Origin of the sequence: Campylobacter sp. CFSAN122748, assembly GCF_045277125.1 — a bacterium.
Taxonomy (GTDB): Bacteria; Campylobacterota; Campylobacteria; order Campylobacterales; family Campylobacteraceae; genus Campylobacter_D; species Campylobacter_D jejuni.
In genome coordinates, this window is record NZ_CP116953.1 from 75,622 (window position 1) to 101,574 (window position 25,953).

The following is a 25,953-nucleotide window of genomic DNA, read 5'->3' on the forward strand; positions in this document are numbered from 1 at the left end:
TTTATTGCTAAAATCTTTCAATAATTTTTCTAAAAAAACTTGAAAAACTACGATTTGAAACATTATCAAGCACTTTCCGTTCCAATCTATATAAAAGCTTGGAAGCTAGGGCTTTAATCTCATCACTTGAGGCTGTGTTTTCATCGCTAAATAAAGTTCTTTTTTTAATACTACCACTTACATCTTTAGAAGCGCTTAAATGACCTAAGAATTCTAAATTTAAAGGATTTTTAATGTTTGCATCTGCAACTTTTTTAATATTTTCAAAAACTTTTAAAGCTTCATTTTCATTTTTTACAACATTAAAGAGCATTAGTAAATTTTCTTTTGTCTTAGAAGTTGTTTTTATGGTTGCATACGCATCAGTGATTGCTGCAGGATCAGGAACAGTTACTACTATAACTTCATCAGCCATTTCTAAAAAATTTAAAATATTTCCACCAATACCCGCGCCTGTGTCGATAATAAGAAAATCAAGTTCATCTAAAATACTTGCTTGATTTAAAAATCTCTCGTAAATATTTTTATCATTATATTTTAAAATCTCATCTCCACTTTCGCCTGGGATGAGCCATAAATTTGGCTTAACTTCTATTAAAATGTCTTCCAAGGAGCATTCTCCGCGTAAAACATGCAAGAGATTTTTTTGTATGCGTACATTTAAAATGACATCCAAATTTGCCAAGCCAATATCAGCATCAAAAAGCCCAACTTTATAGCCATTATTTGCTAAAACATTGGCTAGATTCGCGCTAATCGTACTTTTTCCAACGCCACCTTTTCCACTTGTAATAGCTATAAAATGAGTGTTTTGGGATTTTTTGGTTCCATTTTGACTCATGAGATTGCGAAGTTTATTTGCTTGGTTATTCATTATTTTTTCCTTTGTTAAACCCTTCTAAAATACAATGAACTAGAAAATCACTATTGGCTACTTCTAAATCATCTGGCACTTCTTGTCCTATAGAGAAAAAGCTTAGAGGAATATTTGTTTCATAAACAAGAGAGAAGATATTTCCAAAAACCTTTGTTTCATCAAATTTAGTAATAATCAAAGTATCAATATTTAAGAATGAAAAATTTTTATAAATTTCCATTAAATCTTCCTGTTTGGTGTTTGCAGAAACCACTAAATTTACATCAATTTCTGCATTTGAGTGCATTAAAAATTCTTTAGTTTTAGCAAGTTTGCTTTGATCGTATTGTGAATTTCCTATAGTATCAACTAAAATTACTTCGCAATTATTTAAGCTTTTTATCGCTTCATCTAAATCCTTTGGTTCTATGCTATCAATAATAGGAAGTTTCATCATTTTTGCATACTGAAAAAGTTGCTCAACCGCACCGATTCTATAAGTATCAAGCGTAATAATACCTGTTTTATAACGCTTATCTCCATAAGCATAGCGAAAAGCTAACTTAGCTAAGGTTGTTGTTTTTCCGACTCCTGTTGGGCCTACTAGCATCATGATTTTTTGTTTTTTTATATCGCTTTCAACACGACAAGGCAAGATATTTCTTAAAAGTGAGTGAAAATATCTTTGAACTGCATCTTTGTTGGTTTTCATAGCAGCTGGCATATTTTCTATAGTTGCTTTCATAATCGCTTCTAGATGATTTTCAAGCATTCCACTTTCTTTGGCTTGTTTATAAATACTTGCAAATTCAGGAGGTATCATAAGATTTTTTCTAGCTTCAGCTTTATCGTCCCACATCATATCTGCAAGAAGATCTATTTTATCGTTAAGCTTGTTGATTTGTTTTTCAAATTGCTTTTCAAAATTTTCTATTTTTTTATTATAATTTGGATTAGGGGTGTAATTTTCTAAAGGTGTGTTTGTGACTTTAGAAATTTCATTGCTAACTTCACTTAGTTTTTCTTTAAAATCATCAAAGCCTAGAGTCTTATTTTGATGAGGGTTGATTTTGTTTTGTGGAAAATCTTGATAGGTTTTTTTAGTTAAGTCATTGTTTTTTACAGTGTTTAAATTTGTATTTAAGCGAGTGTTTGAGAAATCCAAGACTACATCTTCATCTTCTTGAGGGATTTGAGATCTAATTTTTTCTTCTGCAAGAGAGGTAGAAGATGGTTTTGGCGAGCTTTTTTTTGCAGGTAAAGATTTTCCTTGTTTTTTTAAGTGTTCTTCATAGTCGCTTTCTTCTATGGCTACCATAACCTCATAAAGCGCACTGCGATTTAAGGTTTTAGGACGAATTTGTTTATTTGTTATAATTAAAGCTTTATCTCCGTAATCTTCTTTTACTTTGGGTATAATTTGTTCTGTATCTTCAACAGTAAAAGTATGTATAAGTTGTCCCATTTATATTCCTTATATCATGCCTAAAGGCAAAATTACACTCACTCTTTCTTTAGCCCCTTTATGAGGCACCTCACACCACTTATCACGCTTGACTTTTTGTGAAAAGTATAAAAGATCTAAATCAAGCGTTCTAGGAGCGTTTTTGAAAGTTCTCTTGCGTTTAAATTTTACTTCATAATAAAGTAAAACTTTCAAAAGTGCTCGTGCATGCAAATTAGTTTGTATCAACATAACAGCATTGGTAAAATCTTTTTGCTCTTTAAAACCAAAGGCTTCATTTATCAACATAGGAGATGTGGATAAAATTTTAAATCTTTTATCATCCATCATTACTCGAAAAAGCATATCAAATCTTTTTTTTTCGGGCTCTATATTGCTTCCTAAGCCTATAAGAGCTAAATATTTAAAAGATCGTATATTTTGACTAAAAAAAGGAAAAAAACGACTTTTTTCAAAGTGTTTTACTCCTTGAATTTTTAGCATTATTATTTATTCGTTTGTTGTGCTTGTTGCATCGCACGCAAATTTTTTATTTGTTCGCAAATTTGAATTATACCCATTAAAGCCAAGTGATAGCCAAAAGGACCAAAACCAACAATAGTTCCAGAACATACAGGCGCTATAAGACTTTTTTGACGAAATTCTTCTCTGCGATAAACATTGCTAATATGTACTTCAATTGTAGGCAAAGCTACTGCTGCAATAGCATCGCGAATAGCTACTGAAGTATGAGTATAGCCTGCTGCGTTGATAATAATTCCATCAACTGTTCCAAGACATTCTTGAATTTTATCTACGATTTCACCTTCAAAATTACTTTGGAAAAAGTCAAGTTCTACATTGTTTTGAGATGCTGCAAGTTTCATTTGCTCATGAATTTCTTCCATTTTCATAGCACCATAAATTCCCACTTCTCTTACGCCAAGCATATTAACATTTGGGCCTTGGATAATCATTATTTTCATGGATTTAACCTTAAAAATTTATTTTTAACCTTTTATTATAACATTTTAAAAATAAATTTTTGCTACAATGTAATTTTTGAAAGGAAAATCGTGTTTATAGTTACTGCAAGATATCTTTTTTTATGCGATGAAGATTTTACGATACTAGAAAATCAAGCCTTTGTTTTTGAAGATAAAATTTTAGAATTGGGTGAATTGGATAATTTAAGAAAAAAATATCCCAAGGCTAAAATCATCAAAACACCTAAAAATTCGGTTATTTTACCTGCTTTTATAAATCCTCACACACACTTAGAATTTAGTGCAAATTCAACAACTTTACATTTTGGAGAATTTTTAATTTGGCTTAAAAGTGTTATAAATTCTCGTTCCATGTTAAATGCACAGGCCAAAGAAGAATTAATACTTCAAAGCATTAAAAAAATGCAAAAAAGCGGTATAGGCACTATAGGTGAAATTTCAAGTTTTGGGAGTGATTTAGATCCTTGCTTAAAGGCTAGTCACAAGGGTATGCGTATAGTATTTTTTAATGAAATTTTGGGTACAAATGAAAATCAAGTTGAAGATAAAAAACAAGAATTTTTAAAAAGATTTGAAAATTCTTTGAAATTTAAAAATGATTTTTTTATCCCGGCAATTTCGATTCATTCTCCTTATTCAACTCATCCTAGTTTGGCTCATTTTGCTCTTGATTTAGCTAAAAAGCAAAATTTACTAGTTAGTACGCATTTTTTAGAAAGTAAGGCTGAAAATATCTGGCTTAGAGAGTCTAAAGGGAGTTTTAAAAAATGGCTTGAAAATTTCACACTTCATCCTAAGCCTCTTTATACACCAAAGGATTTTGTTAAACTTTTTAAAGGAGTAAGGACTCTTTTTACGCATTGTGTTTATCTAAAAGAATATGAATGGTTAGATAAAAATTTACATTCTATTACACATTGTGCATTTTCAAATCGCCTTTTAAGTCAAAAAAGCTTAGATTTAAAAACGGCTTTAAAAAGTGGATTAAATATCCATTTAGGAACCGATGGACTTAGCTCAAATATTTCATTGTCTTTACTTGATGAAATGCGCGCGAATTTGCTTATACATAAGAATTTTGATTTATTAGAGTTAGCCTCTAAGCTTTTGCAAATGGTAACACTTTATCCTGCAAGGGCTTTAAATTTAAATTTAGGAGAGCTTAAAAAAGGTAAAATTGCTGATTTTAACGTATTTGAGCTAGGAGAATGTGATAAAAAGCAAGCTCCTTTGCAGTTTATTTTAAATGCTAAGGAAGTAGATAAATTATTTATAAAAGGAAAAGAATGCAAATTTTAAAATCATTTTTTAAGGCTTTAGGATGCGGTATAAAATTTATCAATACTTATTTTAAAACCTTTGTTTTATTGTTGATTGTTATATGGATTTTAATGCCTAGTGCAAATTCAAGCTCCAATCTTGCAAATTTAGAACGCATTGATTTAAAGGGTGAAATTTTTGACAGCTCTGCGGTTTTGGAAAAAATTATCAATGCTAAAAATGATAGCAATATTAAAGGAGTGCTTTTTGTTATAGACTCTCCTGGTGGAGCTTTTGCTCCTAGTATGGAACTAGCTCTAGCTATAAAGGATTTAAAAATTAAAAAGCCTGTGCTTGTTTATGCAAGCGGAACTATGGCAAGCGGAAGTTATTTAGCAGGAGTTGGAGCTAATAAAATTTTAGCCAATCCAGCAAGTTTTATAGGCTCTATCGGTGTGATTATGCAAGGAGCTGATTTAAGCGGATTGGCTAATAAACTCGGTATTAAAGAACAAACTATTCAAGCGGGTGAATTTAAAAGTGCTGGAACTTTTGCAAGAGCTTGGAATGAGAATGAAAGAAATTTTTTACAGGGTTTAATTGATCAAAGTTATGATCTTTTTACAGGTTTTGTTGTCAAGGAAAGAGCATTAGATCTTAATAAAAAAGATCAATGGGCAAATGCAAGAGTGTTTTTAGCTGCCAAGGCTAAGGAGCTTGGTCTTATAGATGAGCTTAGTAATTATGAAAATGCTAAAAAGGAGCTTGAAAAACTTGCTAATGTTTCAAATCCTGTTTGGAAAGAAGAAGATAAGATTGATAAATTTCTTAACCGCCTAGAAGGACAAACATCAAGTTTGATAAGTAAAAGCTTAATCGAAATCGCTTATAAAACTAATAGCAGTTTTATAAACGCTAGATAAAATATATAAATATTTTTATTTAATTTTTGTAATATTTTTATGCAATAATTATTTATATCTTAGATAAGGAGTAAAATAATGAAAAAATATTGTTTTTTTCGAAGTTAAAGGTGGGAGTGATAAAGGTGAAGATGGCTATAGAAAAGATACCATGCCTATGGTAAATGCCTTAAAAGCTAAGGGTTGGAATGCTGAGGTGATTTTTTTTGAAGTGGGTAAAAAAGATGAAATTTACAAATATGTAAAAGAAAATTTTGATGGTTATGTTTCTCGCATCAATCCTGGCAATCTTAAAGAAGAAAATGAGTATTTTGATATGTTAAGAAAACTTTGTGCCGATAAGCTTGTAGGTATGCCTCATCCTGATGCTATGATGGGTTATGGTGCTAAAGATGCACTTACAAAATTAGCAGATACTGATCTTGTTCCAAGCGATACTTATGCTTACTATGATATTAAGACTTTTAAAGAAAATTTTCCAAAAAGTTTGGCTAAAGGTGAAAGGGTTTTAAAACAAAATCGTGGCTCTACAGGAGAGGGAATTTGGCGTGTGAGTGTAGAGGGTAATGTTAGTGGAGATAGTTTGCCTTTAAACACAAAAATCAAATGTACAGAAGCTAAGGATAATCATGTAGAACATAGAGAGCTTGGGGAATTTATGGATTTTTGCGAGCAATATATCATAGGTGATAATGGTATGCTTGTGGATATGACTTTTTTACCGCGCATTAAAGAAGGTGAAATCAGACTTTTAATGCTTTATAACACCCCTGTAAATGTAGTGCATAAAAAACCAGCCGAAGATGCTGATGCTTTTTCTGCTACGCTTTTTAGTAGGGCAAAATATCGCTATGATAAGCCAGAAGATTGGAAAACTTTGGTGGATATGTTTTTAGGCGAGCTTAATTGTTCTTGTGTAGGTTTTACTTCTCATTTAGAACTTGCTGATGAAGTAGCTTCAAATATTATTAATATTGTAAGTAAAACTAAGGCTTAGTCTTTAAGCTTAATGTCCATTTTATTATTGTAAAATGGACATTCTTTTTCTATTGTTTTTAAGTTTGAGCTATATTTTATCGAGAAAAAATTTTCACAAAATGAGCATTTTGTATCTTTGGTTAGTATAGGATAGGAATAGTCAAATTTATCCAAAATAAAATATTTTATTTTTTTATCCTTAAATTTCCTTCTGTCGGCGGAAAAATAAAATGTAACCATAGAAAAATAAAATGATACTTTTTGGTTGCATTTTATTTTTCCATAAAACTTAAACTTAAAATGTAATTATATTATTTCTTTTACTTTGTTTTTCCAAAAATCAACAAATTTTCTATCAATTTTAGGATTTGCCTCAGCTTCTTTTATTAAATCATTTATACAATCAATTCTTTTTTGTTTGGATTTAATAGTTTTTAATTTCCCAGCTTCTTCATAATACTTAATACATTGATTTTCAAAAAGACTTACATCATAATTATCTTCCAAAAGTTGAATTGTATCTACAATTAAGCCATAGGCTTTGGGATGTCTTTCCTGTATTTTTTGTTCCATTTCTAATGCAAGTTTTCTTCTGCTTTCTGCAGTATCTTTATTTTTTGATTTTAAAGCTATGCTAACACTTTCTTCTGCGATTAAGATAAAATTTATTGCTTCTAAATAATTATCTTGATTATTTGAAGAGAGATAATGTGAAATTTTTTCATGTTTATTTGTAGAAAAATTTTTACACTGCTCATATAATTCTCGATAAGGTCTTTCTAATCTTAAAATCATTTCTTCTGTAATCATGGCTTTACCATAATGAATTTTAGCTGCTTCCATTAAAGAAATTTCATAATATTTAGATATTGCTTCTATTTCTTTTAAATCTTGTTTAGTAAGAGTGCCGTTTGTTGCTATTTTTATTAATTTTGATTTTATTCTAAAACCAGAATAAACAAATAAACCAATTGTTGCAATCAATATTATAATAATAAAATATAACATCACTCGTACTTTATAATAGCATTTTCAAAAGTTTTAATTGATATTGCCTTACAAACAACGCCTATAATTTCAGCGTTGTTAATATGCTCAATATTAACAACAATATCTTTGTAAAAAGAGTTCATAGAACTTAATACAATTTCATTTACAAATGGTTGTTTTAAAAGCTTTTTACAGTAAATTTCGCCATCAAGGTTGATAACCACAATATCTCCATTTTTAACAAGGTCAAGTTTATTTTTGCTCACATCAATAGCTATAACATCTCCACTATGGATAAAAGGCTCCATACTATCTCCTATAACTTTAATAATATCGAGTTTAGCTAAAGGCGGTAATCCTAAGGCTTCGCAGGCAAATTTTTTACTTATTGCTATCTCAGTATATTCTAATTGACTATTTATAGCACCATATCCAGCGGCGGCTGCCGCATCTGTATAATATCTTAATTTCAAAATATCATCTATAATTCGCATTTTGTCAAAAAAGATAGCATCAAGTGAAATATTGTGTTCTTTTGAAATTTTCATTAATAAATCGTAGGGAATGGTATTTCTAGTTCTCCAAGTGCTTAATGTATTGGGTTTTACTTTAAAAATTCCACAAAATTCTTTATCATCGGTGATATTTAACAGAGCATAAACTCTATTCAAAATGTCTGCTGTTTTATGCATTATAAGCCTTCTTTTATTAAAAAATTCACAAAATGCGATAAAATATCTTGACTTAATTCGCATTTTGTCTTATAATTTGATATTTTAATAGCAAATTGTATCTTAAAATAACTCAATTTGATATAAAAATATCAAATTAAAGGAAAAAAATGTTAAAACAATACTTCGAAGATAATGGTATTAATATAAAAAAATTCGCACAAAAACACAATCTTGACTATTTAAGTACTATTCGCGTTATAAAAGGTGAATATTTAGGAAAATACAAAGCGAAGAAAAACACTAGAGCAGTTTATGAAAAACTTTTAGAACTTAAAATCATTGATGAAATGCCTAAGGCTTGTTCATGAGTTACTTCTTAGAAACCAAAGAAGCCGCACAAACTTTTAATGTAAGCACAGGAGCTTTGAGGCTTGCAGTAAGTAGAAACTCAAATAAATATGAGTGGCTAAAAGTGGATAATGAAAAAGGTGGCAGGGGTGGTAAAAAACTACTATTTAAAATAAGCAAAGATGAGCTTTTAACCGCTTTTAATCAAGAATTAATCAGTAAAAATACTTTGATTTTTAATGAAAAAATGCAAAAAGTTAAATTGAGCGAAATTATTACTACCGATAATTTAAAAACTACAAATAATAGTTTAAAAACTAGTAATTTAAATTTAACAGAGCCAAAAATAGACAATGATTTGGCTGTTTTAAATATAAAGTTTGAAAATTTAAGCGATGAAATTAAAAACAATGCTAGAGAAAAGCTTAAGTCTTTAAAGCAAGTAGAAAAATATATTGAAGGAGGACTTAAGCAGAAAAGAGCTTTGGAATTATGCGGTATTTCTAAAATAGAAATTTTTAGAATTCGCAAAGCATATAAAGAAAATGGCATTCTAGGTCTTATCGACACTCGCGGACTTCACCGCAAAGATAAAACCAAGCTTAGTGCTTGGATGCAAGAATACGCTTTAAGAGAATATCGCACCTTTGGGGCAGGTGGATTTAATTTCACTGAGCTTTGGTGGCAAATTCACAAGGAAGCAGCCATTAAAGAAAATTATGACTTTATAGGTTTTGATTTGGGAAAAGTAAAGCCACTCTTTAGTGTAAAAACCTTACAAAATTTCATTAAAAACTATTATAAAGACAAGCCTTTGGAGCATTGTATTATCACACAAGGCTTAGATAAAGCAAAAAGTAAGTTTCTCCCTGCACAAGGCAATCAAAGAGAGCTTTATGATATGAAAAACATGTGTTGGCAAATCGATAGCTCTCCAGCTGATTTTATAGTAAGAGATGATGAAACACTAGAGCCTTTCCGCCCGCACATCTTAAGTGTCGTTGATGTCTTTAGTGGCATGGGAGTAGCTACCTTAGTAGGAAAATCAAACTCTTTAAGCCTAACTAGACTTTTATGGAAAGCCATAGATAAGTTTGGTAAGCCTGATATGATTAAAGGGGATAATGGTAAAGATTATCTTTCAAAAGATTTTCAAAGCTTACTTGATAGTCTTAATATAAGCTATGATGCAGCTATTGCTTACGCAGGAGAGCAAAAAGCTTTAGTTGAAAGGCGTTTTGGAACACTTCAAAGAGCTAGATTATCTCAAATGCACGGTCACATTGGAAATAGCTTAGCTAAAAGAGAAATGATAGAGCAAAAAACTCCTAAGAAAGAAAGAAAAGCTAAAGATGAATACGGCTTTGCTAAAAAAACTAATCAAAAACTCCTTCACACCTTCAGCGAAGCTTGTGAGCTTTTGGAAGCTGAAGTGATCAAGTGGAACATGAGCAAAGTTCGCCGAAAAAAAGGCGTTAAAACTCCACTTGAACTTTGGAACTCGTGCGATAGAGCTATTGTAAAAATATCTTATGAAGAATTTTTGTTTAATGCTGGGAATAAAGAACTTAGGGTCGTGGGCAAAAAAGGCATTAACTTTGAAAGTAGAGTTTATAAAAGTGCTTTAATGCCAAGTGTTGGCACAAGGGTTAAATGTGTGCAAAATATCGATAATATTAAAGAACTTTTCATTTATGATTTAAGCGGAAACTTTCTTTGTCTAGCACTTGATGAAAGTATCGCTAAACTTAGTAAAGAAAGCTATAAAATGCTTAAAAAAGGTTATGAAAGTGAAGTTAAAGCGATTAAAGAAGTGCTTAAAAAAGATGAGATTGCCGCCTTTACTAAACTTAATATTAAACAAGACTTACAAGATTTACAAAGTGCTTTTGAAAACTCACTCGTAGAAGCTAAAGAGGTGCATCAAAAATCCCTTGCAAAAGAAACTTTAAAAACTCAAAGAGAATTAGAAGAGATTAAAAATAATGCTAATGCAGATGAGCTTATTTTAAATGCTAAAAAAGAAATAAATAACGATGAAAGCGAGTTTGACATGGAAGCTTTTGTCGAAAAGAAATATTTTGCTGGTTAAAAATTGTTTAAAGCTTGATTAATTCAAATTTTAAAGAGTTTTTACTCATAAAAAAACAAAAGGATAAAAAATGCAATTAGTAGAACTTACTAAAAAGTTTTTAAGCACCCAAAACATCTCTCAAAACAATCTCTCCGATCGTTTAGGGATTAATAAAAGCTATATGGTGGGCTATATGAAAGAAGGAAGTAGCTATAAATACGCTTCAAAAGTAGAGCCTTTACTTGAAAAATACATTAAAAGCTTTGTGGAAGAAAAAAGCGTGAAAGAGCTTCAAACACCTTTTATTGCCACTAAAGATGCAAAGGCGATTAATGTAACCATTGAAAGTGCCATGAGCAATCGCGAAATGGGAGTAATCATTGGCGAAGCGGGGACTGGAAAAAGCAGAGCCATTAAAGAATATGCCGCTAAAAATGGAACAAGAGTGGTGCTTTTTGAAGCAACAACTGAGACAAGCAAAAGAATGCTTTTGGTGGGGCTTGAAAATAAACTCAATGTGTGTTTTAAAGGTTCTTTGGATGATAAGATTAGAGGCATTGCTAGCGAGTTAGCAAGAACTTCAAAGGTTTTAATTATAGATGAGAGTGAGCATTTGCCGTTTCGTGCTTTGGAGTGCTTAAGACGCATATATGATTTTTCAAATACTGCTTTAATCTTAGTAGGTACTAGAAAACTTAAAAACAATCTTACAGGCATTGGCAGAAATGATTACAACGAGTACGGACAACTAAGCTCTAGAATTGGTGCAAAATGGGAATTAAAAGGACTTTGCTACCAAAACAAAGAAGGTTTAAAAGATGAAGACTTAAAAACACTTTGTAATCATTTTGATGTGGAGGAGAAAAAGGCTATTGATTTAGTTTTTAACCTCGCTCGTGGCAACTTTAGAAAAAGTGAGAAGCTTTTAAAAAGAGCTTGTGAATTTGCAGATGGAAAAGCGGTTGAGCTTAAACACATAGAAGCTGCCGCATCATTTTTAATGCTGGGCTAAAAATGAGTTTTGAAGAGATAGCTAAAGAACTTAATCTTAGCGTGACACGCGTTCATCAAATCTATACTGAAGCTCTTAGAAAGTTAAAGAGTCCTAAAAATAAAGATAAGTGGATGGCTATCTTTGAAACGATTGACTTAATCAAAAAAGAAAAAGCAAAGAAAGAAAACTTAATACAAGGAGAGAAAAAATGATACCAATGATTAAAGGTGAGAAAGCTGATTATAGTGCTTCGCTTTTTGAGATAAAGGGTGTAAGCATTATTTATAAAGAAAGTGGAGTGTTTGTAGATGTTTTAAAAGGAATTTATCCTGATTATATTGCAAAAAAAATCATTCGTTTTCATTTGGGTAAAAAGCTTAACAAAAGTGCTTAAATTAAAGCACTTTGATTAAGTTTTTTAAAACTTAAATTTATTAGAAAGGATTAACAATGGCATTAGTTTATGTAGCCTCTCCTTACAAAGCTTTAGTAGTAAGAGAAAGTCAAAGAAAAGCACAAGCTATTAGCATAGCTCAGCAAGAATGCTTAAAAATTATGCGTGAATGTGAAGGTTTTGTGCCTGTTTCACCCATACTACAATTTAGTTATTTGGATGAAAACAAGCACAGAGACAAAGCTTTACAAATGGGATTAGAGCTTTTAAAAGCGTGTGATTATATTTATCTTAGCAAACACAAAGATGCAAAATATTCACAAGGTATGCAAGAAGAATTAGCACTTGCTAAAAAGCTTGGCATTAAAGAGCTAGTTTTGGAGTTGCCCTTACAATAAGGGCTTAAGGATAATCAAGAAAAAAACTAAACACGCAGTGCTTTTAAGATATGGCGTAATTCTTTGGGATTATCAAATTAATAAATTTAATTTAAAAGGAGAATAGATGCAAATAAATAATTTAGAAGATGTTAACTTAGCACTTAAAAAAGTGGCAGAACTTAGCGTAAAAATAGAAAAGATTAATGGCGAGGTGACTTTAGCTTGTAATGAGATTAAAGAAGCTCGTGCAGGAGAGATTAAGGTTTTAAGTGATGAACTTAAATATATAGAGCAGTGCATTACAACCTTTTGTGAAAATAATAAACACGAGTTTGCAGAAAAAAGAAGCAAAGAATTTACCTTTGGCAAGATTGGCTATCGCTTAAGTAAAAGTGTATCTTTACCACGTGTGAAAGAAAAACTAGAAAACTTAATCAAAGCTTTAAAAAGCTATGGACTTAATGATTGCATTACTTATAAAGAAGAACTTAATAAAGATGCTATTGCAGAGCTTGAAGATAGCGCCTTAGTAAAGCTAGGACTTAAAAGAGTTGTAAAAGATAATTTTAGAATAGAGCCAAAGATTGAAAGCTTGGAGATTGAAAAATGAGAGAGCTTTCCTTAGCGACTTTTAAACTTTTAAATAGTGTTTTTAAAACAAAAACAGCTCATTTTAATGGCTTTTTAGAACTTGATTTTAAAAATAAGCCTAAGCTAAAAAAGCAAAGCTTTAAAAGAAAAAAGAAAATGACTTCAAAGCAAAAAATTAGACTTAAAAGAATTTAACAAGTCCGCTAAGGCGGATTTGATTAAGTTTTTAAAACTTAATTTAAAACAAAAGGATAAAAAATGTATGTCAATGTAAGCATAGATGCGAGTGATTTAGAAGATATAGATGCTCATGATTTGGCTGAACTTTTTGAAGATTTAAGCACAAAAGAGCAAGAGGAATTCTTTGGAATTATCCATAAGGATATCAAGCCATTAGAAAGAATAAGAGCTATTCTTTCTAATTTGTCTAATGATGAAGCACTTAAACTTTTAAAAGAACTTAATAATGAGTTTAAAAGCGATGAGGAATGGCAAAAAACTATAAAAAGTATAAATGGAGGTAACAAATGAAACTACAAGATTTTGATTTTAGAGTTTGGGATAAGCATCACAAGGGTTGTGGTAATAAGGATTGCAAATGCCAAACAAAATATGTTTATGGTGAAGAAGCCAAAACAAGGTTATCTGAGTTTAAAGAGGATTGTGAAATAGAGCTTTTTACAGGGCTTTATGACAAGAAAGGTAAAAAAGTATACGAGAATGATATTGTTAAAGTTAAAAGTCTATACGATTACTTTTTAGCAAAAATCAGCATTCACAAAGAAGGGACTTTTTATTTTGAAGGAAAAAATGGAGATTACATAGGCTCTTTAATTTATTTAGTTGAAGATGAAGGATATACTATTGAAACTATCGGCAATATCCACGAGAATCCTGAACTTTTGAAATGTTAAAAAATATTAAAAATTTTAACATAAAAATGAAATATGTTAAAAAAAGCCAAAAAATTTAACAAAACTCACTAATTAGTGGGTTTGATTAAGTTTTGACAAGGAAAAAATAAAATGAATTTGGATTTTTTAAATGAGTTTAAGCTAAAAAATAAAGATTTAAATGAGAAATTAGAGTTTTTAATCCCTGATTTTTTAGTTAAAAAAGCAATAACCATTATTTACGCAAATGGCGGCAGTGGAAAAAGTTATTTAAGTGCTGCTATTTCTAAAACACTTTGCAAAGATGCAAGGGTTAAAAGCATCGTTTATGTTGACATGGATAATCCTTTAAATGTTTTAAATGAAAGAGGTTTTGGTGAACTTATTTTAAATGAAAGCAAATTCACTTATATTCACAGATCAAGCTTAAAAACTTCAGCTTATGAACTTTTAGAAATGATTGAAGGCAAAGGCGTAGCAGGAAGCTATGAAGGGGTTTTATTTGTACTTGATTCTTTACGCAATTTTGCAGATATTGATAATGATACTAAAATGATGTCTTTAATGTCTTTGCTCATGAATTTAAGAGAATGTGGGGCAACCATTATGGCTTTACACCATTCTACAAAAGATGGCAGAGCTTTTAAAGGCTCAAATCATATTAGAAACTCAAGTGATTGCATGTATTTTTTACAAAAAGTGGCTAACTTAGAACAAGGCTTTGAAGTATTGCTTAGTGTGCAAAAAGAAAGAGCAGGAATTAAAGATCAAGCCTTTTTTATCAATACAAAAACTCTAAATATTAAAAACACCGACTTGCAAAACGCTAAAATCAGCGATAAAGAAGAAGCTTTTATAGATAAAGTTTTAAAGCTTTTAAACGAAAAAAGCCTAAGCACAAGTGAGATTTTATCGGCTCTTGATGTCAGTAGGAGTGATAATTTTTCAAGGAATACTTTAGAGAAATTTAAAGGTGTTTTTTGGGAAAGTGAGCTTGGCGGAGAGAATGGTCGCACTTTTGTTTGGAAAAGTTTAAAAGCTGACAATAAAGACAGCAACGACAAAGAATTAAGCTTATTTGGGGGTGAGTTATGAAATTTAACCCTCCAAGCAAAGAAGATTTAATTAAAGCCATTGATGAGTTTAATGCTAAAAACTCTTGCTCTATCCCTTATTTTATAGCAGATAGTTTTATAAATTACTATAAGCAAGACGATGGAAGATGGCTCATGGCTAATAAAAAGCCTTTAAAATGCTGGAAAAGAGCACTTAATTCAACTTGGCTTCCAAAACTGGCAAACAAATATAAAAACAAAGATAAGCAAAAAGCTTTAGCTTCTTGGCTAGAAGAGGAGTTTTAATGGATAATGCAAAAGAGGCACTAAAAGAGCTTTTTGGTATTAGTGAAGTTCAAGCAGTGGTTATAGAAAAACTTTATTTTAAAGCCAAAACACCAAAAGATATACTAGGCTTTAAAAAATACTATGATTTAACCATGTTAAAAAAGCAATTTGTTGGTACAAGCTATGAAAAACTTTCTCTTGTGTGCGCCTTTGCAGAGCTTGATTTAAACTTAAGGTACAAAAATATAGAGTCTTTTTTAGAATGGCTTTTCATTTCATTTTCAAATCGTTTTATTTTTCAAACAAAAAAAGGAGATTTCTCATATTCTTTTGTACTTAGATATTATGATGGTAACATTGTTTATGATGAGTTAGGAAAGCCTGTTTTAAAGCATGTTGATTGTGGGGATAATCTTTATTTTATTAATGCTAATAAAGAGCTTTGTGATGAGCAAAGAAAACCACTGAATGTAGGAGAGTTTTATAATAAGCTAGTTGAATATATGTTTAAAAACCAAGATAAAATCATTTTTGATAATAAAATTGAAATAAGCCCTGTTATTAAAACTCAAATTCCTAGCCAAACTAAAATAAATAAAGATTACGAGCAAAACTATTTAGAATACAAAAAAAATCAAGATAAGCTTTATAATGCAAATATTGATAAATTCACTTCAAAACTAGAGCAAATTTTAAAGGCTAAAAAATGAATACTCAAAACACTTTAAAAAAGCACTTAATTAAAATCATTCATACCTTAAGAAAAGATACTAATTTAAGCGATGATGAAAGCTATCGCTGGGTTTTAAATGAAAGATATGGCAAAGCTTCAAGTAAGGATTTAAGCATAGATGAACTAAGGGACTTTGCTATAACTTTGGGCTATGATGAAAAGTTTTTAAAAAAGCAAAATACCAAAAAAGCAAGGTATTTTAAAAAAGAAAACACTAAAAGCGGAAGGGCTACAAAAAAGCAACTTAATATGATACAAGCCATTTGGAGTAAAAATGCTAAAAATCCTACTCAGTGGGCTTTAAGAGAGTTTATTAATAATATTATTAAAAAACGACCTTTGTATCTTTGGTATTTAAGCGTTGAAGATGCTAATAAAGTTATCCTAGGGCTAAAAAATTTAGAAAACAACAGCACACATTAAGCCAAACGAAGCTAATGTTGTCTCATCAAAACAAAAGGAGATTAAAATGATTTTAGAAATACATTCTTACGATGCAGAGTTTTTTTTAACCTTAGGCATAGAAAAACACTCACAAATTGCCTTTGCCGCAAAAAGAACAAGCCTTGAAATAATGCATAATGGAATCACTCATCAGATTAAAACTGATAAAGATTTTGGGATTTTACTTAATGTGATTTGCGTAATTAGAGAAAGAATTGATGAGAGTTTTGAGGAAGAAGATAAAAGCTTGGTTATTGATATAGATGAAATTGTGGCTAAAGTTTGCAAAGAATTAGAGTAATTCTCTAATTCTTTTTTCTTTCTCATCCATAGGGTATTGTTTATCCCAAGCCTCCATAAGCTTTCTTTCTTGATCTGACAATTTAATATTATAGGTCTTACTCATATATAAATAGCTTCTTGCAATCCAGCCTTTAGAATAATTTGCAGGATAAAATCTTTTTGCTTTAAAATCAGTATAAACCTTACAATTTCCATATTGAGTATATTTTAAATTAGTAGGAGCCTCAGCATATCTAAAATTGCTTCTATCCCCATTTATCTCTCCTATGGCTGGGACTAGGTTTTGTTTATCGGCTTCCATTTTTGCAAAAGTTGGATCATTTTTACAAGCTTTTCTGCCACCTTCTTTCCAGCAAGGTAAATGCTTTCCAAAGTTTTGGGCGGGCATAATATGCTCCCATTCTATGCGTTTGATTCTTTGGTTAATTTTTCCTTTTTTGGTGTATTCGTTTCTAGGAGCATATAAATCACTTTTAATCACTTCAAAACTAATATATTTTCCTTTTTTATTAACCTTAAAAGGTGCTTGACAATAAAAATCATACCAGTAAGAGCTCCCTAGATCATTATAAAATTTTACTAATTCTTTTTTGCTTTCTTCAAAACTTTTAGCATTTAATAAGCTTAAAGCAAGTATTAAAACGCTTATTATTTTTTTCATTTATTCTCCTTTTTATTTTTTAAAATTATACCCTACTAAATAAAATTTAGCTTTTTTGCTATAATTTGCAAAAACACTCAAATAGGACTAGCATTGCTTAGCAATAACGAATACTTTGAATATTTTATTGATTTTGTGAAAAATAACGACAAACGAGAAATCTTAAAAGAATTTGGCGGTGCAAATATTTACATACCAAGCTATAAAACCTTACTTAGAGATGAAGAATTAAAACAGGATTTTAAAACACTCATAAAACAGGGAATAAGCACTAAAAATGCAAGTGCGGAATGTGCTAAAAAATACGATTTAAGTTTAAATGCTGTGTATTTAATCACTAAAGAATTAAGAGAAAATTTGGAACCAAGTTTGTTTTAGTTTGGATTATGTTGATAATAAACTTCAATTAAATTTGCAATATTTGTTAAAATATGATAGCATTTAGGCTTGAGAAATATTTTAATTTGTCAATGTTTTTTTATATCTTTAAGGAAAATAAATGGAAAAGTTAGTTAGAGATAGTTATGGAAAGGTAAATTATATTAATATACCCTTTCATAACACTGGTAGCGTATCTGATATATGTATCAAAATAGAAGATAAAGAGCTAAACCAAGCTTTGCAAGATTTGAGTGATTCTATAGATAAAAGTTATAAAAATTCGGGTGTTTATGAGTTTATCACAAACAAATATAGAAAAAAATAAAATAGAATTAATAAACAGATTATTTAAATGCTACTTAGATTATCTTCAAGTTGATTTATCTAATTTTTTCAGAAATGATTCTGATAGAGGTAGAAATATTGATGCTATCGTAAGTTTTAGAGACATATTTGGGAGTATTTTATTTTTTGACCAAATTAATAGTACATTGCTTTCTGATACCAAGCATGATTTGGATAAATTAGAGATTTTTATCGAAAAACTTCTTAAAAAAGGAAGAAACCTTACTAAGATAAAAAAAGATAATATAAATCCATCTTGTATTAAAAAAATACTCGAAGATGATCAGATTGTAGATTTAATCGGAGAAATTTTAAATGCAGCTGGTTATTTTAGGGAATCTTCTGAGAAGCCGTATATGAAAGATTTTAAAAATGTATATTGTGATTGTAGTAAAATTAATAAACTTATTAAGTCCATCATAAATAAAGCTAAAGAAGATATCCTTAGTATTCTTAAACAATCAAAAGATGGCAAAAGCAATGGTTTTGTTCAGCCTGTTTTGGAGGTTCATAATGCTTTTTCACACCTAGCTACATTTTTTTATCAAGATAATCCTGAAGATCCATTTAAAAATATTGATAAAGCTAAAAGCCATCTTTATAGAGCGATACTTGATTATTATAAAATACTTATTAGATTCTCAATTAACGAAGTAAAAAAGAAAGATATGCTGACTAAGTCATTTTATTTAATACGAGAACAAGAATTTTTACTTTTAGGCCAAGATCTAAAAGATAAAAAAATTACTTTTTTTAACCCCAAATTAGAGAAAGAAGAGCAACAGGATATAATGATAGCCTACAAAATACTTTTTGAAACGATTGATGAAATTTTAGAGCATCAGTCTTAACTCTCAAACTCCACACTAACTATATAAGCTGAGTCATTAAAGCTATGACTCACGCTTTTAATACTAAATTCATAATGATCCATATTAATATCTTTAATCTTAAGTTTTCCACCTGCTCTTATTTCACGCCCAATAAGCTCACATCTTCCATTTAATCCACCTTTTTGAAGCTCATTGAGTTTTGCTTGTGCTTTTTTAAAAGCTTCATTATCATTTTTTGGTTGTGAGATTTGCATTTTATATATATTCTCCCCACTTCCTACTTTTATGCTTTTTATCTTTGCCTCATTTATATCTTGCCATTCTGCTATTACGGCACTATATTCATTTCTAGCACTTTCTGAAATTTCTAATGAAATACATTCTTTTAAAGCTATTTCAAATAAGGGTAAATTTTCATTCTTGCTTGTGATATTAGCAGCATTATCGCCAATCTTACCATCTTTTGGAGTAATGATTAAAGTATTTTCTTTTACACAGCAAATAAAACCATAATCAAAGCATATACTATATAAGAATTCTAAATTACTTTGATTATTTTGTAAAATACTTACTATATTTTGATCCTCTCCACTTGTTTTGATTTTTAGATTGTTTTCATTTGCGATTTTTCTTGCTATGGTAAAAAGAGTAGTGTTTTCAAAGCTTCTTGTCTTTTTCTCTTTTATATTAACGCTGCCTTTTCCACTAAAATTAATAGCACTTGCTCTAACTTCAGTAGTATTTGAAGTATAGTTTTTACTCACTACATTCACACTAAAGCTTCCACATTTATAAAGCTTTTCAAAGCCAAGCCAAAGCTCTAAACTATCCCCAAAAAGTGGCTTGGAATAAAGCCCAAAAACACTTAAACTTATCTCATCACTTTCAGCTTTTTCTTTATCTTCATAACTAATGCTAATAAGATTTTTAGAAAGTTTTTCTGTGATATCCTCACCTTTGGCAATAAGTTTAAACTTAGGTTTTCTTACCATAAAGCCTTTTCCTTGCTTTCTTTGATTTTAATACTAGGTAAAATCACTTTATCCCCTGTTTTTAAAAGAGGCTCTAATCTTGGATTGGCTAATAAAACTTGATTAAAATACAAAAGTGTCCCATAATGCTTATAGACTATACTATCAAGCCTCTCGTTGTTTTTAGCTATGTAAATCTTACTCATCAAAGTCCCTTTCTAAATCCATGCTAAAGCTTTGTGCTACAAAGCCACTTCCATCTACAAATGCACTTCTGTTTTCATTTAAGGATAAAATCACAAATTTACCATAATACTTTCCATTAGCTCCTGTTAAGATAAAAGATCTTTGTTCTTTTGCCATATTCTCAAGCTTATCTAAATAAGTATTTCTATCCCCTTTTAAAGGTAAAGTTTTGCCTTGTATTTTAATCTTTTCGCTTTCTTTAGAACTTGCAAATAAAGCATTATGATTATTAAGCCTATTTTGACTTTGTATGTTATATTCTAAGCTTCTTTCTAAATTATCAAAATTTAAAGCTTTAAACTCAAATTCTCCTAAAGCTAAAACCATTTAAACTCCTTTTTAGTTTCATCAAGCTAAAATTATCTTAATTAGATAAGGTTGATACCTAAAATGTAGTAGTAGGATAGTCCAATTAATTGGGGTATGTATTGTGAGTGCAAGTCTCACCGCCTTATCTGATCTTAATATATGTCTTATTATCTTTATTAATCGCTTCTACTTTTCCTAATGTAACTATTGCATTGGTTTTACCAAACTTCTTTAGCTTATAATCAGGGGTAATTACAATTTTATTGATACGACTAGCATCTTTTTTATCTTCAAAGAAATACAATAAAGAATTATTTGCATTATCCCAATAAACTTCTTTTGCTTCATCTAAAACTTTAACAATTTGCTTGATTTCATCCGCGCTTAAAGCTTGATTATAACTTGCCTTTCTTTTAGGGCTTGCGTGTAAAAGATTGTTTTTGCTCAGTGTAAAGTATAAGTCTTCTAAGTCTTTTTTATTTAATTTTTCTAAAAACTCTTTGGTGCTTTTATCCATTTTACCTACTTGTATGAAATTGATAGGATATTTTTGATTATCTTTGATTAATACTTCATCCACCATATCATCTAAGCTTTTTTGCCAAGTGTAAAGTTCTTTTTGATGAGCAAAGCTTTTAACTTCTTTTGTTTTTTTAGCCGCTGCACTTAACATATCAAGCTTTATAAAGTTTTGAATGACTTCAGTGTTTTTTTGTTTATAAAGCTCATCTAAAAGCTCTTCATCGTTAAAGCCATTAAATTCGCTTTCTTTGGTATTTGAAGGTGGAATTTTTAAGTCTTTAACTTCACTTTCGCCTAGATTTATAACTTTACACCTACAACCATAATCATGCATGGTTACATGTGGGTAATGAGTGTCCCAAAAAGGATCATCTTTATGTAAAACTATGCCATCAAAGGCTCTGTGTTTGTCCCTAACCAAAGAATCTTTTTGGGTGCAGTATTTAAAATAAGGTTTAGTGCTTTTCATTTGATTTTCATAGATAGCTTTAGCTTTAGCTTTTCTTGAGTTTTCCTCAAAGATTTTTTTTAATCTTGCACTATTAAAATGAGTTTTTTTAACTTCTCCTGTTTTAGGGTTTATGACTTCCTTTGAACCCCACCAACCCTTAGCTTTTAATTTCTCCTCTGCAATCTTACTCCAAGTGCTAAATTTATCCCCATTTTTAATAGCATTTACTAAAGTATCTTGCATATCTTTTAACAAGCTTTCATCCATAAGCTTAGCAATAGTAAAGACTTTTTTATGGGTTGAATATGAAAGTTCATCATAATCAAAACTAAGCTCTGGCTTTTTATTTTTTAAAAAATCAACAGCTTTAGTAGGTTCTGAAAAAAATCCTATTTTTGCACCTGTCATTTTAATCCTCCAAGTATCCTAAAATACTCGAATTATTTAAAGCTATAAAAAGATGTTTTTCAAACTCGCTTTGCTCTAAACTAGAAAAATTTTCTTTAAGTTTATTGAGTGCCTCGTTAAAATCTTTACAATCTTTTACAATGCTTTCAAATTGCTCTTGAAAAAACTTTGACATGCTCTCATCGACTTTTAAGTATTCTTTTTGTTCCAAAGCTTTGTCAATAAAATCTTCTTCAAAGCTCTCTAACTTTGCTTTGTTTTCAAATAAAGCTTTTTTGTTTTCTTTATCATCTTTTAAGACTTTGCTTTCTTGATTTAAAAGCTCTTTTATAAGCTTTCCCTCTACATTATAAGTGCTTTTAATGTATTCTTCATCAAAGTTAAAGCCCATATTAAAGAGTTTTAAATCTCTTTCGCAAAGCTCACTTTTTGGTTCTGCTTCGCTAAAAAACTGCACATAGAGTTCATCTTTAAAATGATTGATTTCTTTGAAAAACTTAATGGCACGATTTAAAATAAAAAGAACGATTTGTCCATCTTGGGCGGCTAAATCTTTTCTTATTTGATTATGTGACTCAGCCGCTGCTAAAGAACCTCCGCTTACTTGAGAACTTAAATTAGCTCCTAAAACCACGCTTCTTATTTGATTATCTAAGTAATCTATTATTTCATTATAATTTGCCTTAGCCTTTGGCTGGATTAAATCAAGCTCTTCTTCTTTATCAATGACCGCACTATCGCCATTTAGCATTTGATGGATTTCAGAAGCTAAGGCATCAGGATCGCTATCTGTTTTTGCAACCGCCCAAGGAGAGCCAAATCTTTCTAAAAACTCCATCCAAAACTTTAAACTTGCATTTTTAAGCTTTACTGGAAAATAAAGTTTGGTTAGTAAGGCGTCTCCATTTTTAAATAAGAAATTAGAGCCAAAAAGCCCATAAATTGCTTTTTTATCTTCTATAATTTCATCAAAACCATTGCCATTATAAATTAGCTCATCGTTTTCATTAAAGCCAAAATTTCTAAAATCTCTTTGTTTTAAGATTGGATAGTAAAAACCATCTTTTAACTTGTAATTAACCTCAAAAACATTAAGTCCATAAAGATAGGTTTCTAAGATTTGACCTATTAAATCGGGATTAAAAAGATACTCAAAGCTTTCTTTAATTTTTTCATTTTCACAAACGATTTGAAGCTCTTTGGCTAAAATCACACTTCTTCTTGATTGATGAGCTTGAGTAAAGCTTAGATCTTTAAAAATCATTCTTTGATCGTTTTCGCTGATTTTAAGCACATTTATATAGCTTGAATTGATAAGAGTGTTAATAAGACTATTATTTTTTAATATCACTTCTCTTTTACTTTTTGTTTCTTTCATATTCTTCCTTTAAAAACGCCTTATTCTTGAAACAGAGTTAAAATGATGCTTTCTTCTTTTAATGCTACTTTTAGTTCTTGCTAATAAAAATGCTCCTGCTAAGCTATCAGGTGCATCATCATTTTTCCCTTCTGGAAATTCTAAAAGTTGATTTATAAGCATAGTTTGGCTTTTATGTAAAAAAAGCTCTTCATTTTCAAAAGCAAGGCTTAAACTCTCAATGCGTTCAAACTTGCTAACGCTATTATTTTTACCACGCAAAGGCAAAAAAACTCCACTTTCTAAGCTTTTTTCTTGTAACCATTTTTTTAAGAAAAATTGACCGCCATTAGTTTCAATTTCAATCAAGCGACATTTATAAATCTTTTGAAGATTAAAAATGGTTTTTATAATGCTTTGTGCTTTTAAGATTTTTACGATGCTTTCTGCTACATAAAAACCCTTTGTACCTTTGCCAATAATGGTAATCGCAGTAAAGTCACTTTTTGCTTTTTCTCCTGCTGGGTCAATATACATATAATACTGATTAATGGCGGGTAAATCATCATAAAAATTAATGCCATCAAGGCTAAAGATTTGATTTTCACTTCTTGGATTATTGAGTTGCTCTTTATTAAAAGCTTTTAGATTTTCAGCCCTTAACTTCATTAAATCCTCTAAGCTTTTAGCTTCTTCCCAAAGAACCTTAGCTCCTTTATCCATTAAAGCTTTATTTTTTAAATAAAATTGATGAGCGGTATTAAAATCAGCATTTCTATAAAGCGTGGCGTATTCATCCCATAAATCAAGCCTTTGTGGAAACTCTTCGATGGAACGGAAGACTTTAGGATTCCAAAAACCAAGCTTTAATTTTCTAGATAAAACACTATCATTATGTAAAATGGTTCCAATATAAAGCACATCTAAACTTCCATCTGCACTCCCTAAGTTTAAAACCGCTTCATCCACCCAATCTTCTAATTTATCCCTTTGATCTTTACTCCTGACATTAGTATCATTTTCTAAATCATCTAAAATAACTAAATCAGGTCTTTTAACCCCATATCTAACCCCACGAAGTCTTTTTCCACTGCCAAAGGCTTTAATCTTTACGCCATTATTACTTACAAACTCTCCTACGCGCCAAGTCTTGCCAATTCCTACTACTTCGGGAAAATCAAGCTTTAAATGCGGATTATCTTCAAGCTCTGCTTTAATAGCTTCAAGCATTCCTTCCATAAGTTCGACCGCATCTGAAATCTCTACTATAAAGCTTTTATAATTAAAAACTAAGCACCACAAAGGAAAGAGTTGTGAAGTGTAGGTGGATTTACCATGAGCTCTTGGTGCAGCTATGGCGTGTTTTTCACCTTTGCTTTCTTTTTTAAGTGCGATTTTTGTAAAAACTTCATTTAAGTGCAAATGTAAGCCACATTCTCCTTTAATGGTAAAATAATGCGGAAAATAAGTTCTTGCAAAATAATCAAAATCCACACTCGCTCTTTTAATTCTTTCTTGTTTTAAAGTAGGATCTAAATGGCTTTCATGCAAAAATTGAGTTTTTAATTCATTTTTTAGCTCATCCATCCATTCTAAAAAGTCTTTTCTTTGCATAGCACCTTTTAGTTCATTTGGAGTGTTTTTGTGCTTTTGTTCGTTTGAGATTAAAAACTCATCGAGTTCTTCTTTGGAAAAAAGCATTAAATATCCATTGCTAAAATTTCTTTTTCTATCACTCCACTTTCTAAAAGTGATACAAGTTTTGCTACGCAATCTTTATCATTTTTTAAATGACTTATGATAATTTCAACCACTTTTTTAGCAACATTTAAACGATAGCTACTTGGATCTTCTAATCTTGCAACCTTTCTCATTTTTGAAAAGCTATCGCCTATCCTTGCAATGGCTTCAGTTTTCTTTTCTGCATTCATTTTTTCATCAGTATTTATATTTTCAATCGCACAAAACATTTGCTCAGTAAAACTTTCATATAATGAGGCACTTTCTTTATCTTTTATTTTTGAAGTTAAAAGATTAGCTTTTTGCTTATCCCAATCGCCATCTTTGGCTTTGTAGTTTCTAATCGTTTTTTCATTGCGGTTTAAAATTTTTGCAATTTTAAATATATCAAAACCTGCAATATAAAGTTCTTTTGCTAAATCTTTTAAGTTGTTTTGAGACTTCGCGGATGAAGTAAATTTATCCTTACGAGCAGGAGTTTCACTCTCTGCACCCACCTGAAGGCCGCACCCGACCTTTGCCATCTTAGGCTTTGTGGTGGAAGTTAAATTTTTAGCCATTTAATCTCCTTAAATCCATTCTTTTTCTTTTAATTTTAAACGCTCTAACTTTGTTTTGTGGAATAAAGTTATCTTCGTTGATTTCAGTTGGAATTTTTTTATTTGCCATTTTTAAAAGTAAATCATTAGCCCACTCTCTAATCTCTTCTAAGCTTTCTTTTGGAAAATCATTTCGGCGTTTTAATTCCATAATTGTAAGCTTTACACAGATATCTTTTAAAAGAGGAGTTGGGTTTTTAGGTATCTTTATAAAACTTGCAATATAACTTTGTGCATCATTAATAGCATCATCAATCACTTCTTTATCACAAACCCCATCAGCATTTAAATCGCTAAGCTCTGCTATGGCATGAACGCTTAATTCTTTGATTAAATCCTTTTCATCTATCATAAAAAAATGCGTTTTAGTTTCTGTGATAAGCTTTTCTTCTAAAATGTCTTGATAATTCATTTAAAAAAACCTTTTTTTAATGTGGTTAAAATATGGTTAAAATCGTTTAAAATCTTTTTCTAATATCTTTTTAGCTTTAAAAGCATTTT

General features: G+C 30.3%; 37 protein-coding genes. 21 read left to right on the plus strand and 16 right to left on the minus strand.

Features of this window, described 5'->3' with window-relative positions:
* Positions 1–7: 7 nt before the first annotated feature.
* The 4 genes from flhG to aroQ are packed head-to-tail and all read right to left on the minus strand — an operon-like array spanning position 8 to position 3,286.
* Positions 8–874: a flagella biosynthesis ATPase FlhG gene (gene flhG, locus OT390_RS00310; protein WP_002851985.1), complete on the minus strand. Its 867-nt coding sequence runs from the start codon at positions 872–874 to the stop codon at positions 8–10.
* Entirely contained in the window at positions 867–2,321 is a 1,455-nt protein-coding gene (flhF, locus tag OT390_RS00315; protein ID WP_002860569.1) for a flagellar biosynthesis protein FlhF, read from the minus strand. Before flhF ends, flhG begins: the two co-directional genes overlap by 8 nt.
* Before the next feature lie 9 nt (positions 2,322–2,330).
* Entirely contained in the window at positions 2,331–2,804 is a 474-nt protein-coding gene (gene folK, locus OT390_RS00320; RefSeq protein WP_002851803.1) for a 2-amino-4-hydroxy-6-hydroxymethyldihydropteridine diphosphokinase, read from the minus strand.
* Between the two features lie 2 nt (positions 2,805–2,806).
* Positions 2,807–3,286, minus strand: a complete 480-nt coding sequence (gene aroQ / locus OT390_RS00325) for a type II 3-dehydroquinate dehydratase (protein WP_002852001.1) — start codon at positions 3,284–3,286, stop codon at positions 2,807–2,809.
* A gap of 90 nt (positions 3,287–3,376) precedes the next feature.
* On the opposite strand from aroQ, the gene OT390_RS00330 reads away from it, so the two are divergent.
* The 3 genes from OT390_RS00330 (at position 3,377) to OT390_RS00340 (ending at position 6,487) form a co-directional block, all read left to right on the plus strand.
* Complete coding sequence (locus OT390_RS00330; RefSeq protein WP_002867896.1) at positions 3,377–4,606, plus strand: metal-dependent hydrolase; 1,230 nt, start codon at positions 3,377–3,379, stop codon at positions 4,604–4,606.
* On the plus strand, positions 4,594–5,490 hold the full coding sequence (sppA, locus tag OT390_RS00335) for a signal peptide peptidase SppA (protein WP_011049582.1): 897 nt from the start codon (positions 4,594–4,596) through the stop codon (positions 5,488–5,490). The genes OT390_RS00330 and sppA overlap by 13 nt, the downstream gene beginning before the upstream one ends.
* Before the next feature lie 88 nt (positions 5,491–5,578).
* Positions 5,579–6,487 (plus strand): Cj0069 family protein, encoded by a 909-nt coding sequence (locus tag OT390_RS00340; protein ID WP_079757842.1) that lies wholly within the window; start codon positions 5,579–5,581, stop codon positions 6,485–6,487.
* Here OT390_RS00340 and OT390_RS00345 read toward each other — a convergent pair.
* The 3 genes from OT390_RS00345 to OT390_RS00355 all read right to left on the minus strand — a co-directional run bounded on the left by OT390_RS00345 (position 6,484) and on the right by OT390_RS00355 (position 8,150).
* The gene (locus OT390_RS00345; RefSeq protein ID WP_406611492.1) at positions 6,484–6,708 is read right to left on the minus strand and encodes a hypothetical protein; all 225 of its coding nucleotides are present in this window, start codon (positions 6,706–6,708) and stop codon (positions 6,484–6,486) included. The two genes, OT390_RS00340 and OT390_RS00345, sit on opposite strands and share 4 nt — an antisense overlap.
* 66 nt (positions 6,709–6,774) lie before the next feature.
* Positions 6,775–7,476 carry a hypothetical protein gene (locus OT390_RS00350; RefSeq protein ID WP_002878919.1) on the minus strand — a complete coding sequence of 234 codons (702 nt, stop codon included), beginning with the start codon at positions 7,474–7,476 and terminating at the stop codon, positions 6,775–6,777.
* The gene (locus OT390_RS00355) at positions 7,476–8,150 is read right to left on the minus strand and encodes a S24 family peptidase (protein ID WP_002791430.1); all 675 of its coding nucleotides are present in this window, start codon (positions 8,148–8,150) and stop codon (positions 7,476–7,478) included. Before OT390_RS00355 ends, OT390_RS00350 begins: the two co-directional genes overlap by 1 nt.
* A 149-nt stretch (positions 8,151–8,299) precedes the next feature.
* On the opposite strand from OT390_RS00355, the gene OT390_RS00360 reads away from it, so the two are divergent.
* The 15 genes from OT390_RS00360 to OT390_RS00430 all read left to right on the plus strand — a co-directional run bounded on the left by OT390_RS00360 (position 8,300) and on the right by OT390_RS00430 (position 16,627).
* Positions 8,300–8,500: a hypothetical protein gene (locus OT390_RS00360; protein ID WP_002826948.1), complete on the plus strand. Its 201-nt coding sequence runs from the start codon at positions 8,300–8,302 to the stop codon at positions 8,498–8,500.
* Positions 8,497–10,572, plus strand: a complete 2,076-nt coding sequence (locus OT390_RS00365; RefSeq protein ID WP_002878918.1) for a DDE-type integrase/transposase/recombinase — start codon at positions 8,497–8,499, stop codon at positions 10,570–10,572. The genes OT390_RS00360 and OT390_RS00365 overlap by 4 nt, the downstream gene beginning before the upstream one ends.
* Positions 10,573–10,642: 70 nt before the next feature.
* The gene (locus tag OT390_RS00370) at positions 10,643–11,566 is read left to right on the plus strand and encodes an AAA family ATPase (RefSeq protein ID WP_002806833.1); all 924 of its coding nucleotides are present in this window, start codon (positions 10,643–10,645) and stop codon (positions 11,564–11,566) included.
* Positions 11,567–11,568: 2 nt separating this feature from the next.
* Positions 11,569–11,760 carry a sigma factor-like helix-turn-helix DNA-binding protein gene (locus OT390_RS00375; protein ID WP_002795448.1) on the plus strand — a complete coding sequence of 64 codons (192 nt, stop codon included), beginning with the start codon at positions 11,569–11,571 and terminating at the stop codon, positions 11,758–11,760.
* Positions 11,757–11,942, plus strand: a complete 186-nt coding sequence (locus OT390_RS00380) for a hypothetical protein (RefSeq protein WP_002824157.1) — start codon at positions 11,757–11,759, stop codon at positions 11,940–11,942. The genes OT390_RS00375 and OT390_RS00380 overlap by 4 nt, the downstream gene beginning before the upstream one ends.
* Before the next feature lie 56 nt (positions 11,943–11,998).
* A complete protein-coding gene (locus OT390_RS00385; RefSeq protein ID WP_002791419.1) occupies positions 11,999–12,340 on the plus strand; it encodes a DUF4406 domain-containing protein in 342 nt (113 codons plus the stop codon).
* 106 nt (positions 12,341–12,446) lie between these two features.
* On the plus strand, positions 12,447–12,932 hold the full coding sequence (locus tag OT390_RS00390) for a host-nuclease inhibitor Gam family protein (RefSeq protein WP_168952602.1): 486 nt from the start codon (positions 12,447–12,449) through the stop codon (positions 12,930–12,932).
* A complete protein-coding gene (locus OT390_RS00395; RefSeq protein WP_002791416.1) occupies positions 12,929–13,108 on the plus strand; it encodes a hypothetical protein in 180 nt (59 codons plus the stop codon). The genes OT390_RS00390 and OT390_RS00395 overlap by 4 nt, the downstream gene beginning before the upstream one ends.
* A gap of 63 nt (positions 13,109–13,171) precedes the next feature.
* On the plus strand, positions 13,172–13,444 hold the full coding sequence (locus OT390_RS00400) for a hypothetical protein (RefSeq protein ID WP_002791414.1): 273 nt from the start codon (positions 13,172–13,174) through the stop codon (positions 13,442–13,444).
* Entirely contained in the window at positions 13,441–13,827 is a 387-nt protein-coding gene (locus tag OT390_RS00405; RefSeq protein ID WP_002791413.1) for a YopX family protein, read from the plus strand. Before OT390_RS00400 ends, OT390_RS00405 begins: the two co-directional genes overlap by 4 nt.
* Positions 13,828–13,938: 111 nt before the next feature.
* The gene (locus OT390_RS00410) at positions 13,939–14,901 is read left to right on the plus strand and encodes a hypothetical protein (protein WP_002878917.1); all 963 of its coding nucleotides are present in this window, start codon (positions 13,939–13,941) and stop codon (positions 14,899–14,901) included.
* On the plus strand, positions 14,898–15,167 hold the full coding sequence (locus OT390_RS00415) for a hypothetical protein (protein ID WP_002784531.1): 270 nt from the start codon (positions 14,898–14,900) through the stop codon (positions 15,165–15,167). The genes OT390_RS00410 and OT390_RS00415 overlap by 4 nt, the downstream gene beginning before the upstream one ends.
* Positions 15,167–15,859 (plus strand): hypothetical protein, encoded by a 693-nt coding sequence (locus OT390_RS00420; RefSeq protein WP_002878916.1) that lies wholly within the window; start codon positions 15,167–15,169, stop codon positions 15,857–15,859. Before OT390_RS00415 ends, OT390_RS00420 begins: the two co-directional genes overlap by 1 nt.
* Positions 15,856–16,305, plus strand: coding sequence for a regulatory protein GemA (locus OT390_RS00425; protein WP_002865478.1), 450 nt, complete (start codon positions 15,856–15,858; stop codon positions 16,303–16,305). The genes OT390_RS00420 and OT390_RS00425 overlap by 4 nt, the downstream gene beginning before the upstream one ends.
* A gap of 46 nt (positions 16,306–16,351) precedes the next feature.
* On the plus strand, positions 16,352–16,627 hold the full coding sequence (locus OT390_RS00430) for a hypothetical protein (protein ID WP_002795452.1): 276 nt from the start codon (positions 16,352–16,354) through the stop codon (positions 16,625–16,627).
* Here OT390_RS00430 and OT390_RS00435 read toward each other — a convergent pair.
* Positions 16,619–17,290: an endonuclease gene (locus tag OT390_RS00435; protein ID WP_002852234.1), complete on the minus strand. Its 672-nt coding sequence runs from the start codon at positions 17,288–17,290 to the stop codon at positions 16,619–16,621. The genes OT390_RS00430 and OT390_RS00435 overlap by 9 nt on opposite strands.
* A gap of 93 nt (positions 17,291–17,383) precedes the next feature.
* On the opposite strand from OT390_RS00435, the gene OT390_RS00440 reads away from it, so the two are divergent.
* The 3 genes from OT390_RS00440 to OT390_RS00450 all read left to right on the plus strand — a co-directional run bounded on the left by OT390_RS00440 (position 17,384) and on the right by OT390_RS00450 (position 18,867).
* Positions 17,384–17,668: a Mor transcription activator family protein gene (locus OT390_RS00440; RefSeq protein ID WP_043012815.1), complete on the plus strand. Its 285-nt coding sequence runs from the start codon at positions 17,384–17,386 to the stop codon at positions 17,666–17,668.
* A gap of 121 nt (positions 17,669–17,789) precedes the next feature.
* Positions 17,790–17,996 (plus strand): CJH_07325 family protein, encoded by a 207-nt coding sequence (locus tag OT390_RS00445; protein WP_002865476.1) that lies wholly within the window; start codon positions 17,790–17,792, stop codon positions 17,994–17,996.
* A complete protein-coding gene (locus OT390_RS00450) occupies positions 17,962–18,867 on the plus strand; it encodes a hypothetical protein (RefSeq protein WP_002878915.1) in 906 nt (301 codons plus the stop codon). Before OT390_RS00445 ends, OT390_RS00450 begins: the two co-directional genes overlap by 35 nt.
* Here OT390_RS00450 and OT390_RS00455 read toward each other — a convergent pair.
* The 8 genes from OT390_RS00455 to OT390_RS00490 form a co-directional block, all read right to left on the minus strand.
* Entirely contained in the window at positions 18,864–19,841 is a 978-nt protein-coding gene (locus OT390_RS00455; protein ID WP_002855003.1) for a phage late control D family protein, read from the minus strand. The two genes, OT390_RS00450 and OT390_RS00455, sit on opposite strands and share 4 nt — an antisense overlap.
* Positions 19,835–20,026 carry a tail protein X gene (locus tag OT390_RS00460; protein ID WP_002784520.1) on the minus strand — a complete coding sequence of 64 codons (192 nt, stop codon included), beginning with the start codon at positions 20,024–20,026 and terminating at the stop codon, positions 19,835–19,837. The genes OT390_RS00455 and OT390_RS00460 overlap by 7 nt, the downstream gene beginning before the upstream one ends.
* A complete protein-coding gene (locus OT390_RS00465; protein WP_002784519.1) occupies positions 20,019–20,393 on the minus strand; it encodes a phage tail protein in 375 nt (124 codons plus the stop codon). Before OT390_RS00465 ends, OT390_RS00460 begins: the two co-directional genes overlap by 8 nt.
* Before the next feature lie 124 nt (positions 20,394–20,517).
* Entirely contained in the window at positions 20,518–21,756 is a 1,239-nt protein-coding gene (locus OT390_RS00470) for a phage minor head protein (protein WP_002865473.1), read from the minus strand.
* A gap of 1 nt (position 21,757) precedes the next feature.
* Positions 21,758–23,134, minus strand: a complete 1,377-nt coding sequence (locus OT390_RS00475; RefSeq protein WP_002865472.1) for a DUF935 family protein — start codon at positions 23,132–23,134, stop codon at positions 21,758–21,760.
* A 9-nt stretch (positions 23,135–23,143) separates the two neighbouring features.
* The gene (gene terL / locus OT390_RS00480; protein WP_002865471.1) at positions 23,144–24,814 is read right to left on the minus strand and encodes a phage terminase large subunit; all 1,671 of its coding nucleotides are present in this window, start codon (positions 24,812–24,814) and stop codon (positions 23,144–23,146) included.
* On the minus strand, positions 24,814–25,413 hold the full coding sequence (locus OT390_RS00485; RefSeq protein WP_002803360.1) for a DUF1804 family protein: 600 nt from the start codon (positions 25,411–25,413) through the stop codon (positions 24,814–24,816). Before OT390_RS00485 ends, terL begins: the two co-directional genes overlap by 1 nt.
* Complete coding sequence (locus OT390_RS00490; RefSeq protein WP_002855185.1) at positions 25,406–25,864, minus strand: phage protein Gp36 family protein; 459 nt, start codon at positions 25,862–25,864, stop codon at positions 25,406–25,408. Before OT390_RS00490 ends, OT390_RS00485 begins: the two co-directional genes overlap by 8 nt.
* Positions 25,865–25,953: the final 89 nt, after the last annotated feature.